Origin of the sequence: Paraburkholderia sp. SECH2 (assembly GCF_030464795.1) — a bacterium.
Lineage (GTDB): Bacteria > Pseudomonadota > Gammaproteobacteria > Burkholderiales > Burkholderiaceae > Paraburkholderia > Paraburkholderia aspalathi.
Map to the genome: position 1 here is coordinate 122,188 of NZ_JALPRH010000007.1, position 12,937 is coordinate 135,124.

The 12,937-nt window shown below is 60.3% G+C and carries 14 protein-coding genes; 12 read left to right on the forward strand and 2 right to left on the reverse strand.

Annotation, left to right across the window (positions count from 1 at the left end):
* Positions 1-28 precede the first annotated feature (28 nt).
* From M0D66_RS14880 to M0D66_RS14915, 8 genes are all read left to right on the forward strand, one after another.
* Complete coding sequence (locus M0D66_RS14880; protein WP_093637889.1) at positions 29-757, forward strand: PIG-L deacetylase family protein; 729 nt, start codon at positions 29-31, stop codon at positions 755-757.
* Positions 754-1,449 carry a 4-carboxy-4-hydroxy-2-oxoadipate aldolase/oxaloacetate decarboxylase gene (locus tag M0D66_RS14885; protein ID WP_211706508.1) on the forward strand — a complete coding sequence of 232 codons (696 nt, stop codon included), beginning with the start codon at positions 754-756 and terminating at the stop codon, positions 1,447-1,449. The genes M0D66_RS14880 and M0D66_RS14885 overlap by 4 nt, the downstream gene beginning before the upstream one ends.
* 15 nt (positions 1,450-1,464) lie before the next feature.
* Positions 1,465-2,571 carry a 4-oxalomesaconate tautomerase gene (locus tag M0D66_RS14890; RefSeq protein WP_211706507.1) on the forward strand — a complete coding sequence of 369 codons (1,107 nt, stop codon included), beginning with the start codon at positions 1,465-1,467 and terminating at the stop codon, positions 2,569-2,571.
* A 582-nt stretch (positions 2,572-3,153) separates the two neighbouring features.
* The gene (locus M0D66_RS14895; RefSeq protein ID WP_054038930.1) at positions 3,154-3,351 is read left to right on the forward strand and encodes a hypothetical protein; all 198 of its coding nucleotides are present in this window, start codon (positions 3,154-3,156) and stop codon (positions 3,349-3,351) included.
* Between the two features lie 109 nt (positions 3,352-3,460).
* Positions 3,461-4,030, forward strand: coding sequence for a phasin family protein (locus M0D66_RS14900; RefSeq protein ID WP_211706506.1), 570 nt, complete (start codon positions 3,461-3,463; stop codon positions 4,028-4,030).
* A 42-nt stretch (positions 4,031-4,072) separates the two neighbouring features.
* Positions 4,073-4,231 (forward strand): hypothetical protein, encoded by a 159-nt coding sequence (locus tag M0D66_RS14905; RefSeq protein WP_166618145.1) that lies wholly within the window; start codon positions 4,073-4,075, stop codon positions 4,229-4,231.
* A 275-nt stretch (positions 4,232-4,506) separates the two neighbouring features.
* Positions 4,507-5,520 (forward strand): ABC transporter substrate-binding protein, encoded by a 1,014-nt coding sequence (locus M0D66_RS14910; protein WP_200618335.1) that lies wholly within the window; start codon positions 4,507-4,509, stop codon positions 5,518-5,520.
* A gap of 424 nt (positions 5,521-5,944) precedes the next feature.
* Positions 5,945-7,072 carry a porin gene (locus M0D66_RS14915; RefSeq protein ID WP_093637908.1) on the forward strand — a complete coding sequence of 376 codons (1,128 nt, stop codon included), beginning with the start codon at positions 5,945-5,947 and terminating at the stop codon, positions 7,070-7,072.
* Between the two features lie 368 nt (positions 7,073-7,440).
* Here M0D66_RS14915 and M0D66_RS14920 read toward each other — a convergent pair whose 3' ends face one another.
* A complete protein-coding gene (locus M0D66_RS14920) occupies positions 7,441-7,746 on the reverse strand; it encodes a hypothetical protein (RefSeq protein WP_211706563.1) in 306 nt (101 codons plus the stop codon).
* A gap of 113 nt (positions 7,747-7,859) precedes the next feature.
* Positions 7,860-9,113, reverse strand: a complete 1,254-nt coding sequence (locus M0D66_RS14925; protein ID WP_200652868.1) for a LysR substrate-binding domain-containing protein — start codon at positions 9,111-9,113, stop codon at positions 7,860-7,862.
* Positions 9,114-9,580: 467 nt separating this feature from the next.
* Between M0D66_RS14925 and M0D66_RS14930 the strand changes: the two genes are divergently transcribed.
* The 4 genes from M0D66_RS14930 (at position 9,581) to M0D66_RS14945 (ending at position 12,868) form a co-directional block, all read left to right on the forward strand.
* On the forward strand, positions 9,581-10,426 hold the full coding sequence (locus M0D66_RS14930; RefSeq protein WP_200652869.1) for a gallate dioxygenase: 846 nt from the start codon (positions 9,581-9,583) through the stop codon (positions 10,424-10,426).
* A complete protein-coding gene (locus tag M0D66_RS14935) occupies positions 10,423-10,782 on the forward strand; it encodes a protocatechuate 3,4-dioxygenase (RefSeq protein WP_200618338.1) in 360 nt (119 codons plus the stop codon). Before M0D66_RS14930 ends, M0D66_RS14935 begins: the two co-directional genes overlap by 4 nt.
* A gap of 113 nt (positions 10,783-10,895) precedes the next feature.
* The gene (locus M0D66_RS14940) at positions 10,896-12,239 is read left to right on the forward strand and encodes an aromatic acid/H+ symport family MFS transporter (RefSeq protein ID WP_200618339.1); all 1,344 of its coding nucleotides are present in this window, start codon (positions 10,896-10,898) and stop codon (positions 12,237-12,239) included.
* 86 nt (positions 12,240-12,325) lie between these two features.
* Positions 12,326-12,868, forward strand: a complete 543-nt coding sequence (locus tag M0D66_RS14945) for a hypothetical protein (RefSeq protein ID WP_093637928.1) — start codon at positions 12,326-12,328, stop codon at positions 12,866-12,868.
* The last annotated feature ends 69 nt before the right edge of the window (positions 12,869-12,937 follow it).

Below are 12,937 nucleotides of genomic sequence, written 5' to 3' on the forward strand. Positions count from 1 at the left end.
TCACATAGTGAATACAGGTGGATTGGAAATGGCAGGCAAGGCGATGTTGGTGGTGAGCGCGCATAGCGCCGATTTCGTGTGGCGAGCAGGTGGTGCAATCGCTCTGCACAAAAAAAACGGATACCGTACGAAGGTCGTGTGTCTTTCTTTCGGCGAGCGCGGAGAATCGGCGAAACTCTGGCGCAAGGGCGAAATGACGATCGAGAAGGTCAAGGCGGCGCGCAAGGAGGAGGCCGAGCGGGCCGCGGACATCCTCGGTGCGGAAGTCGAATTTCTTGATCTCGGCGATTACCCGTTGCGCGTGCCGGACGAGGCTCTGATGCGCCTCGTCGATGTGTACCGTGAACTGCAGCCGGCGTTCGTATTGAGCCATTCGCAGAAAGACCCGTATAACTTCGATCATCCGCTCGCCATGCACGTGGCGCAGGAAGCGCGGATCATCGCCCAGGCCGAAGGTCACAATCCCGGGCAGAAGGTGGTTGGTGCGCCGCCCGTCTACGCGTTCGAACCGCATCAAACCGAACAGTGCGAATGGATGCCCAATACGTTCCTCGATATCACCGAGGTCTGGGACACCAAGCGCCGTGCGATCGAGTGCATGGCGGGCCAGGAGCACCTGTGGGAGTACTACACGCGCGTCGCCCTGCAACGCGGCGTGCAGGCCAAGCGCAATATCGGCATCACCGCCGCGCGCGATATTCAATACGCGGAAGGCTATCAACGCATCACCCCGGCCGTGACGGGAGAACTGGCATGAAGCGAGGCGTCGTGGTGACGACTATCCGCCGCGCCAATCCGCGCGATGTGGCCGTGCTGCAGCATGCGGGCGCCGCCACCGTTCACGAGGCGCAGAACCGGCTAGGCCTGCTTGCGTCGTACATGCGACCGATCTACTCGGGGCCGGCTATCGCGGGGTCGGCGGTGACGGTGCTGGTGCCGCCGTCGGACAACTGGATGCTGCACGTTGCCGTCGAGCAATGCCGCGAGGGTGACATTCTCGTTGTGGCGCCGACTTCGCCTTGCGAGGACGGTTATTTCGGCGACCTGCTCGCGACCTCGCTTACGGCACGTGGCGTGCGCGGACTGATCATCGACGCGGGATGCCGCGACGTCGCCTCACTCAGGGAAATGAAATTCCCGGTCTGGTCGAAGGCCGTGTCCGCGCAAGGGACGGTCAAGGAAACGCTCGGTTCGGTGAATATCCCGGTGGTATGCGCGCAGCAGATCGTGCATCCCGGCGATGTCATCGTTGCGGACGATGACGGCATTGTCGTCGTGCCGTTCGATACCGTGGCGAGTGTCGCGCAGGCGTCGCAAGCCCGCATCGCGAAGGAAGAGAAGACGCGTTCGGTGCTGGCCGGCGGCACGCTCGGTCTCGACTACTACGCGATGCGCGAGAAGCTCGCGCAAAAGGGCCTGCGCTACGTCGCCTCGGCCGAAGATATTTGACGGAGAGGCGAGGTCATGCCCAGTCGCGCACAAACGCGCATTCCGTGCATGATGATGCGCGGCGGCACGTCGAAAGGCGCCTATTTCATGGCGACGGATTTGCCGGCCGATCCCGCTCTTCGGGACCGTGTTCTGCTTGCCGTGATGGGCTCGCCCGATCCGCGCCAGATCGACGGCATCGGCGGCGCCGATCCGTTGACGAGCAAGGTGGGGATCATCTCGCCCTCCACGCGCGACGATGCCGACGTCGACTATCTGTTTGCACAAGTCGTCGTGAACGAAGCGCGGGTCGATTTCGGACAGAACTGCGGCAATATTCTCGCGGGCGTCGGCCCGTTTGCGATCGAACGCGGTCTCGTGGATGCACGCGACGGCAGCACACCGGTCGCGATTCACATGGTCAACACCGGGCAGATCGCGGTAGCGACGGTAAGCACGCCGGGAGGCCAGGTTACCTACGAAGGCGATGCCCGCATCGACGGCGTGCCAGGCCTCGCAGCGCCGATTCCGCTCGAGTTCAGGGACACGGCTGGTTCCACTTGCGGCACGCTGCTGCCTACGGGGCATCTCAAGGATACGGTCGACGGTATCGACGTGACGTGCATCGACAACGGCATGCCCCTCGTGCTGCTGCGAGCGCGCGATCTCGATCGCACCGGTTACGAAACGCGCGAGCAACTCGACGCGGATGACGAACTGAAAGCGCGCATCGAAAAGATCCGGCTTGCTGTGGGGCCAATGATGAATCTCGGCGACGTGAGCGCGCGCACGGTGCCGAAGATGTGTCTGGTGGCCGAGCCTCGCCACGGCGGCACGATCAGCACGCGCAGCTTTATTCCGCATCGCTGCCACGCGTCGATCGGCGTACTCGGTGCGGTGAGCGTGGCCACGGCCGCGGTGCTGCCGGGTACGGTCTGCGAGGGCCTTGCCGAGGTGGACGCTGACGGCGCGCGAAAGCGCGTGTCGGTTGAGCACCCGACAGGCGAGTTCACGGTGGAACTCGTTCTTGGCGGAAGCCTTGGCCAGCCTGAAGTGCTGAGCGCGGCGCTGTTGCGCACGGCGAGGTGGCTATTCGACGGAGCAGTCGGCATTCCTTCGGCAGTGTGGCCGGCACGGACATAAGCGGACTTCAGGCGGGTCGCTTCGCTGGGTTTCAGCGCGGTTAGCGGTATTGCGGGTTGTTTGTGGAGTTCAACCCGATAAATAAGTCAGAGGCATCCGCGCTGATTGAAATTCTGCCTATTCTTAAAATTGATGCGCGTTGTAATAAATGTTTCGCAATGTCGAGGTAGGGATGGTCGCCTCGATAAAGTTTCGGTCTGTAAATACAATATTCAAATATAAACAGACTCAGCGAATTCAAAATGAATCGATCGTGTTAATTAAGCCGTCGATTCAAACATTGGTGTGTTGAATGGATCAGCCATTAAGCCACGCCCGGCGGGCATCCACGGGGCTGTGGCAGTGTTATCGAGGGGCATTGCGGGGGCCCTGTAATGCGGAAGTATTCAACAGACAAAACAGCAGTTTTGATAAAGCGCATCCCGCATATTGCATTTGAAAATTGAGCGGTTATGATGGCGTCTCCCAGATGCGATTTCTCGAACGATCGCTTGCGGAGACGGCAGGAACATTTGCCGGGCATTAAAGCTGGAGGGGGTAATTAATACTTCCCGCGCAGATGGACTAAATCGAGGAGACGATATGTTGAGTCCCCATGAATTCGCTACGTTAATGCTCATCAAGAACGCCCCGGATCAGATCGAACTGGGCCGCGCCGAGCTCGACGCTCTGCTCGAGCGACAACTCATATCCCTGGAAAACCTCGCGTCGGGACGTTCACGTCCTCAGATCACAAGCGAAGGCGATTCCATTCTCAAGGCGGTTGCCCGGATGCGCTAGGCATCTGCATCTGCGACACCCACATCGATTTATTCACCATCGCGATCCGCCGCAGCACACCCGTCCGATCGGGGCTTCGCGTGCCGGACCGAACTTTGAGGAATTCACAATGACTCTATTGAGTCCCGAGCAGGTTGCTGCACAGAAGGCCAACGTCGACGCGTTCTTCGGGGTGGCCGGAAAGATCTTTGAAGGCTTCGAGAAACTGGCCGCGCTGAACCTGCAGGCCGTCAGGGCCACGCTGGCCGAAACGCAGGAAAATATGGCGAAGGTGTCTGGCACGACGGAGCCGCCGCAATGGTTCGCGCTGCAAGCCGGTTTCACCGCACCCTTCGCGGAAAAATCACTGTCATACAGCAAGCAGGTGTTCGAGATCGCATCGAGCACTCAGACTGAAGTGACGCAACTCGCACAGGCGCACTACGAGCGCTATAACGACCGTGTGCAGGCATTCGTCGAAGAAACGGCGAAGCATGCTCCTACCGGCTCCGAAGCAGCAGTTGCCGCATGGAAGTCCGCGATTGCCGCCACCACGACCCTGTACGAAACGCTGCAGAAAACGGGGCAACAGGCTGTGCAGTTTGCCGAAAGCAATCTTGATGTAGTCACAGCCTCGGCATCGAAGGCCGTGCAAGGCAACTCTGAGAAGGCTCCCGTAGCCGCGGGCGTGAAGCGTTAGAACTGAAGCCGATAGTTCGCTAGTTCCGCAATGGAGGTCGCGATGAGTGAAGCAGTGGGAATCGTTATGGGTTCGTTCGTGCTGGCGATGGCGCCTGTGTTCGTCGCCGCTCATTATTACCGGGAGCAGATGCGTCGCAAGCGGCTTAGACATCTCGATCACCGCCACTACTGGCCGCATTGGAGCAAAGCCCGGCATTGAGCCTCCGCGCTCGCCAGGCTGTTATTGCCGTACCTGGGTGCTGCTGCGGTCCAAGGCGCAGCAGGCACCTTTGGATTCTGCTGGACTTCTTGACCCACAGAATTTTCCAAGCCAAGGCTTCACGCCTTGGCTTTTTTTGTGCGCGTCTCTCATGGAAATCCCGTACGGCTCCTTGGTCTCCGTGTAAGCCGAGGGAAGGATTCGCTCTCCTAGAATCGGCCCATCGATGCAGACGGGCGGCACTCCGCCGCACCGGACAATAACGGAGACAATCGATGACCCCTCGCTTTCGCACCTTGCGCCATATCGCCGTTGCTTCCGGCCTGCTGTTCAGTCTTGCGTCGCAGCACGCGATAGCCGCTGACGGCGAGAAGATCACGATCATGGTCGGCGGTATCACGAAGCTGATCTATTTGCCGGCGCGCCTGACCGAACAGCTCGGCTATTTCAAGGATGAAGGGCTCGACGTCGAACTGCTGTCGCAGCCGGCAGGCGTCGATGCTGAGAACGAACTGCTGGCCGGCGCCGTTCAGGCCGTCGTCGGTTTCTATGACCATACGATCGATCTGCAAACCAAGGGCAAGGACGTCAAGGCAATTGTCGTGTTCGGGCAAGTGCCGGGCGAGGTCGAAATGGTATCGACCAAAGCGGCCGAAACGGTCAAATCGATGGCGGACGTGAAGGGCAAGACGCTAGGTGTGACCGGCCTCGGTTCTTCGACAAGCTTCCTGACGCAATACCTCGCCGGACAGCACGGCATCCCGTCCACGCAATACACGATGCTGCCGGTGGGCGCCGACGCGAGCTTCATCGCGGCGATCAAACAAGGCCGCATCGACGCCGGCATGACGACTGAGCCGACCGTCTCGGCATTGCAGAAGTCCGGCGACGCGAAGGTGCTTGTCGACATGCGCACGGTGGAAGGCACGAAGGCGGCATTGGGCGGCACCTACCCGGGATCGAGCCTCTATGTGCAGGCGGCATGGGCCGATTCCCACAAGGCGGAAGCAGCAAAGCTCGCGCACGCGTTCGTTCGCACGATGCAATTCATCAACACGCATAGCGCGGAAGAAATTGCAGCGAAGATGCCTGACGACTATCAGAAAGACAAACCGCTCTACGTGAGCGCGTTGAAAGCATCGCTGCCCATGTTTACGAAGGACGGCAAGATGCCGGCCGACGGTCCCGAGACCGTGCTGAAGGTGCTGTCGGCGTTCAACCCGTCGGTCAAAGGTAAGCATATCGAGCTGGCGAAAACTTACACCAACGAGTTCACCGGGTCGAAATAAGCCGGCGCTTGCCGGTCACTGTCGCGTGTTGGTTGCGGAGTGATTTCGTTGCGCCGCCGGTGCCGCTTTCGCGGTACCGGCGCCTCGCACGCATTTACCTGATGAATCCCGCTGTTTCCAAAGACGCTCCGGTGATCGAGTTCGACGCCGGTGGCGTACCGCTTTATCTCCGAACGGCCTGCGGCGCTGAAGTGGGTCGGCATCATCTTGCGCGGCATCGATACCGCGTAGCGAGCGCCGAATTATCGACGTATATCGGTGAATTCACTTAGTTGTGCCGGTGATGCGGGAAAGCGGCGTGAAGGATTGAGAAAACTAGGATTGCGCTCATCGACTGATCGGGGCTGTTGTCCGGATCTCCGGACCGCAGTCACCGCAGTCGGCGAAAACGAAAATTTCAACGTTGTAATCAGAGGAGACGATCGTGAAGAAAAAGTATCTGGCTTTGGCCGCTACGGCAGGCGCTTTTGCGGCAACCGGCGCGCACGCCCAATCGAGTGTTCAGCTCTATGGCCTGATGGATCTGAGCGTACCGACCTATCAGTCGCACGCGAATGCGAACGGCGATCACGTGATCGGCATGGGTATCGGCGGCGAACCGTGGTTCAGCGGCAGCCGTTGGGGCCTGAAGGGCGCGGAAGATATCGGTGCCGGTTCGAAGATCATTTTCCGGCTTGAAAGCGAATACGTTGTCGCCAACGGCCAGATGGAAGATCCGGGCCAGATTTTCGACCGTGACGCATGGGTCGGCATCCAGAACGATACGTTCGGCAAGATTACGGCAGGCTTCCAGAACACGATCGCACGCGACGCATCGACGATTTATGGCGATCCGTACGGCACCGCGAGTCTGACGACGGAAGAAGGCGGCTGGACGAACGCGAACAACTTCAAGCAGATGATTTTCTATGCGGCCAGCGCGACCGGCACACGTTATAACAATGGCGTGGCATGGAAGAAGCTGTTCGACAACGGCATTTTCGCCAGCGCAGGCTACGCATTCGGCAACTCGACGAGTTTCGGCTCCAACGCCAACTACCAGGCAGCGCTCGGGTACAACGGCGGCCCGTTCAACCTGTCGGGCTTCTATAGCCACGCGAATCGCGTCGGCTTTACCAACCAGTCGTTCTCGGTGGGTGGCAACTACACGTTCGGTATTCTGCGCGCCAACGCGGGTTACTTCCGTTACCTGGGCAATCAGGGCGCGCTCGGCCAGCGTCAGGACAATGCCTTTACGGTGTCGCTCAAGCTCTCGCCGAAGGGGCCATTCGACTACGAACTCGGCTATCAGCAGATGCGGGTACACAACGCCGCTTACAACAGTGACGGCGATATCCCGAACGCGAACATCGGCGCTTTCGATCCGACGTCGGGCCTCCACAACGGTTACAAGGAAACGCTGTACTGGTCTGCGTTCTATCACCTGTCGAAGCGTACTGAAGTGTATCTGGCGGGCGACTACATGAGGCTGCATGGCGGCTACACCGTCGGAACGACGTTCGGCGCAACCAATCAGCTCGAACTGACTTCGGGCGTGCGCACTCGCTTCTGATGCAGGAATCAGATTCGCGCTGATTCGTTCATCGGCGTGCTCCTACTAGCGGTGGGCGGACTTATCCGCTCACCGTTTTTTTGGGGCTCACCATGTGCAACCTCCCACGCCGACGGTAGGTCCAAGAACTAGCGTATGCGGTAGATGGGAGGAGGTGTGCGATGAACGGTCGAGCAGCAGTACGGTGCATTTGCGCCGCTTTACTCACGTTACTCACGTGCGGCTTTCTCGCCGGTGTTGCCGGGTGCAATGCGCTAAGCGGTCCACCGGCGGCGGAATGGCCAGGGCCTCACACTCCCTATCCTTTCCCGGACGACGTTCCGCATCGTACCGAATGAGCCGCACGCACTCCGTCACGCCACTCCAAGTCAACCGACGGCCCCGCACGCGACGTTCGGTGCTGTGTACGGGGATGGATACGCAGACGTGGGGCCGCTGACGAGGCGCAGTCGCTGAGTCGCCAATACGTCGGCTTCCGTCGTTTCGCGTCGGGTGAGCGCGGTGCCGGTGGCGCGCACAGCGGTCGGGGGCTCGTTCACAGCACAGCTCAGCGTTTTGCCGTCGGAAAGGTGCACCGTTGTCGAATAGGCGTAATTCGGCTGAGCGGCTTGGCTATCGGCAGCCCAGAACGCGGTGACGGCGAATAGTGCGAACAAAAAAGATTGGCTTTTCATAGTGCTTCCGTTGTCTTGATCGTCACTATTCGACCAAGACAACAGCGGCATATTCTGGCGATCTTTGTAATTCTGAATTCCAGTTTCCAGTGACTTTGCAGCGTTAAAGCTGGTTAAAGCTGGCTCGTGGCGATGCTGATCGTCCGCGTGACATCGACAACCGAGAGCCGGATCGCGTCGATCAACGCACGCGCCGCGGGTGAGGGTGTGCCGGCTGCCCGCATGGTCAGGCCTATGTCGCGCCGGGTGTTGTGCAACTGCACGTCGAGCATCGTCAACTGACCAGATTGAACTTCGTAGTGCAGTTGCTGGCCCGATAATGCCGCGACCATGTCCGTGCCGAGCAGCAGCCCACGAATCACGGCAAGGTCGGCCGTCTCGACCGTGGGCATGGGCGGCTTTACTTTCATTCGCTTGAATTGCGCTTCGAACAGTGCGCGAGCCGGCGCATTGCTGCGCGGCACGATCCACTGCGCGTCGCGCAAATCCATGATGGTCAGATCGCGTGCGCGAGTGAGCGGGTGATCGCGACGCACCAGAACGACCATATCTTCCGACATCAGGCGCTCGTTCTTCAAACCGCTGCTGGCGTCATTATCGCGCAGCGCGCCGAGAATGAAGTCGATATCGCCCGCGCGCAGGCCGGCGACCAGCGCCTCATAGGCGCTTTCGTCAGTGACGACTCTCACGCCCGGATGCTGCGTGGTCATCCGCGCAATCGCCTTGGGCAGGAGCAACGTGCGCCCGAGCGGCAATGCGCCTACCGTCACCGCACCCTGAATCTTGCCGTGCAAGGCGGCGATATCGTCGGGCACATGCCGCAATTCGTTCAATGCGCGGCGCACGTGAAGCAGAAACGTTTCGCCCTCCGTGGTGAGCAGGATGCCGCGCGCGCTGCGATGGAACAGACTCAAACCGGAGCCGCTTTCCAGCACCCGGATCGCTGTGCTGACGGCCGGCTGACTGATGCCGAAGGTCTTCGCCGCACTCGGCATATGCCGATGACGGGCCAATGCGATGAATAGCTGAAGCCGCCGGGTGTTGAGCAGATAGGCCGGCAACGCGCCTTCTGCTGTCGGCCGCCGGCGTGCCTGCCTCGTGGAGCACCACTGCGCGAGCTCTTCCAGCTCGGCGAAGATCCGCTCGCACCGCTGCAGCACGGCGCGGCCAACGGGCGTCGGAAGCATGCCGGAGGGGCCGCGATCGAAGAGGGGCTCGCCGAGTGCCGACTCGAGTTCCTGTACCGAGCGCGTCACAGCCGATTGGGCGCGAAATAGCGCCGCTGCCGCACGCGTGGCGCTACCCATGTCGGCGACGAGTCGAAATGCGCGCAATTGCGCCAGGTTGAGGAGTTCTTTGCTGCTCACGGGTGGCGGCATTCCGGCTGGCGGATGTTCAACGTGTCCGCGATGGTGTGCTGGGTGATCTCGTTCATGGGTGTCTGCTCATTCGAGGCCATCAAGTATAGCGACGCATCAGGTCCGGTACCACGCTTGCCAGGCGGCTTGCGACTTCGTTTCCCGGGCATCTGTTTTGTTTATCGCATGTGGATAGTCGGGAGTGTAGGCCGGGACTAGGCACGCTCGCCAGCGATACCCCACACCCTATATCCGGTGGGGCTTCCAGCGCTTATCCGTGCGCCGGCCACGGGCATTCAGGGTGCTTGCGAGCAATTTAATCGGTGCAAATGTGGTTTACCCGTACTTTCGGCAAGCCTGCATGATCTTTATGGTTGCACCTCAAGATGGTTGCAAAGGCTGCCACCCCGGTAGCGGCGACCCATCCGATTGGCGCTTGTTGAAGCACGGCACGAAGTAACGGAAGACAACGGGATATGGCAAGGATCATTGGTGGAATCGGCACGTCGCATGTGCCCACTATCGGCATGGCGTACGACAAGGGTAAGCAGAACGATCCCGCGTGGGCGCCGCTCTTCAAAGGCTACGAACCGGTGGCCGACTGGCTCGCCGAGCGCAAGCCGGACGTGATGGTGATGTTCTACAACGACCACGCAAACAGCTTCTTCTTCGATTGCTATCCGACCTTCGCGCTGGGTGTATCGGCCAATCACGAATTCGCGGACGAGGGCGCAGGCAAGCGCCCGCTGCCGGACATTGCCGGTCATCCCGATCTGGCGATTCACATTGCCGAGCAGCTCGTCAACGACGAGTTCGATCTGACGATTTTCCAGGACCGTGCACTCGATCACGGATGCAATTCCCCACTTTCGCTGATGTTGCCGCATGACGGCGGCTGGCCGATGTCGCTCGTGCCGATGGAAGTCAACGTGCTGCAATATCCGCTGCCGACCGCGAACCGCTGCTACCGTCTCGGCCAGGCGCTGCGCCGGGCGATCGAGTCGTTCGAGCAGGACCTGGATGTCGTGGTGGTCGGCACCGGCGGGTTGTCGCATCAGGTCCACGGCGAGCGCAGCGGCTTTAACAACACCGATTGGGACATCGAGTTCCTCGATCTGATCGTGCATGAGCCACAGCGGCTCGCCGCGATGAAGCATGTCGACTATGTGCGCCTTGGCGGCGCGGAGAGCGTGGAGACGATCATGTGGCTCGCGATGCGCGGCGCGCTCGGGCCGAAGGTTCGTGAACTGCATCGCAGCTATTACCTTGCGACGAGCACCGCGATGGCCGTGACCCTCTACGAAGAGGAGGTGATGCAATGAACCCGCAACTGATCGGTATCGAGGAATTGACGGGTACGTATCCGTTCGATATTCGCCAGAGCATGAAAGCGATGCGCCTGAACCGTTTCTTCTGGCAGATGCGCGAAGCGCCGGCTCGCACGCTGTGGCTGGAGAACCGGACCGCTGCCTACGACGCGGTCGGCCTGACGGCGGAGGAGCGCGCGCTCGTCGACAACACAGACTGGATCGGACTGATTCGATATGGGGTGTGTTTCTTCGTGCTCGAGAAATTTGCGCGCGTGGTGAAGATTACTAACCTGGGCATGTACGCCAGCATGCGAGGCGAAACACTCGAGGCGTTTCTGAAAACGCGCAGGGTGCCGGAGGCCGTCTAAGGCGACTCGACCCTGCGTCACCCCTTTTTTTAGCGGCTTTTTCATTTCAATACCAAGAAGACCCGGCTTCGACAGAACGCCGGGGCGGGAAACTGTTTTCTCCGGAGACACGCATGAAATCTGCAGACTCAGTCGACATCAAGGCGTTTATCGACGCACGCAAGATGTCGGCGTACCAATGGCTGGTCCTCGTTCTATGTTTTCTGATCGTCATGATGGACGGGCTGGACACGGCCGTGATGGGCTTTGTCGCGCCCGTCATCATGCATGACTGGAATGTCAGCCGGGCTGCCTTCGGCCCCGTGATGAGTGCCGCGATGGTCGGCCTTGCAATCGGCGCGCTGTCTGCAGGACCGATTTCCGATCGCATCGGGCGCAAGAAAGTGTTGATTGCCTCCGTGCTCTGCTTCGGCTTCTTCAGCCTGACCTGCGCATTCGCCGACTCAGCCTTGGAACTCGTTGTGCTGCGCTTTCTGACGGGCTTGGGCCTCGGCGCCGCGATGCCGAATTCGACCACGCTGCTCTCCGAATACGTACCGTCGCGCAGTCGCTCGCTGTTGCTCACGATCATGTTCACCGGCTTCAACTTCGGTTCGGGGGCCGGCGGATTCGTGGCGGCTTCCCTGATTCCGCACTTCGGCTGGCGCGCGGTGTTCATGTTCGGCGGTATCTTGCCGATCCTCAGCATTCCGGTGCTGTTGTTGCTGCTGCCTGAGTCCGCGCGTTTGATGCTGGTGCGCAAAATGTCGACTGAGCGCATCGCCGCAACGCTTGGTCGCGTCTGCGGGCATGTCTTCGGTCAAGACGTGCGCTTCACTGCACCCGAACCGGTGGTCACAGCGAAGGCGCCGGTGCGGATGCTGTTCGCGGACGGCTACGCGTTCAGCACGCTGATGCTGTGGCTCACGTACTTCATGGGCCTGCTGATCATCTATCTGCTCACTGGCTGGCTGCCCACGTTGATCAAGGACGCCGGCCTGCCGGTCGAGCGTGCTGCCGCGATCACCGGCATGTTCCAGTTGGGCGGCACCGTAGGCGCCATTGCGGTCGGCTTCGCGATGGACCGCATGGATCGCAACGCGGTGATCGGTGCGGCGTATCTGCTCGGTGGGGTGTTCATCTTCGCGCTGGGCATGGGCACGCTCAAATCGAACCTGCTGCCGGTTCTCGTTACCTGTGCCGGCTTTTTCATGAGCGGCGCACAGACCGGCCTCAATGCGCTTGCCCCGAGCTGCTATCCGACACGTGCCCGCGCAACCGGCGTGAGCTGGATGCTTGGGTTCGGCCGGCTCGGCGGCATTCTGGGATCGCTCGTGGGGGGCACGTTGCTGTCGCTGGGATTCAGTTTCGAAACCGTATTCGCGGTGCTCGCTGTACCTGCGCTGATCGCTGCTGGGGCGATCGTCATGAACCGTCTCGCGCTGCGCTTTATCACCAGTCCCGTGGCCGACGCCTGAACGCGTTTCCAGCGGGCTCACGCAGCGGCTTGCTGGCCGCTGCGCGCACGGCATCCCTTACCAGAAGTTATTGAAGGAGAGCAGACATGGGCGGCAATTTTAGCGTGAGCGGAAGCGGGCTCAACAAGGGCGAGGCGACGAATGTGACGGAATGGCCGAACCGCATGGCCATGATTCGCGCGGGCGTGATCGGTGGATTGGTCGGCGCCGTGATCATCTGGATTTACGAAGCACTCATCTGGGTAGGGGCGCAGCACCTGATGCCGTTGGCGGGGATTCCACGGAACGCGACGGGGCTGGTGTTCGGCAAACAGGTGCAGGAATCAATCGGTGTGTGGGCGTATATCGTCGGCACGGGCATTCACTTCGTGTTCGCGTCGGCGTGGGGTGTTCTGTTCGCGGCAATCTGGCCTTACTTTCGCCGGCGCGGATACGAAGCCACTTTCGTGGCGCTGTTTTACGCGGTTTTCGCGTGGATCGTCATGCATGTGGCGATCATGATCGCCTCCGATAACCATCCGAACTACTACGACCCGGCTGTGATCATCGGTGGCTTCATGTCCCATATCTTCTTCACCGTCCCCCTGGCCTTGACGGTAAAGCGACTGCTGCAACCGCAAGGGCAATAGAACAAAGTGTTTGGCGAACCTCGAGCGTCAATGCCGATTAAGACAATTTCAACAAGACGTACGATTTGG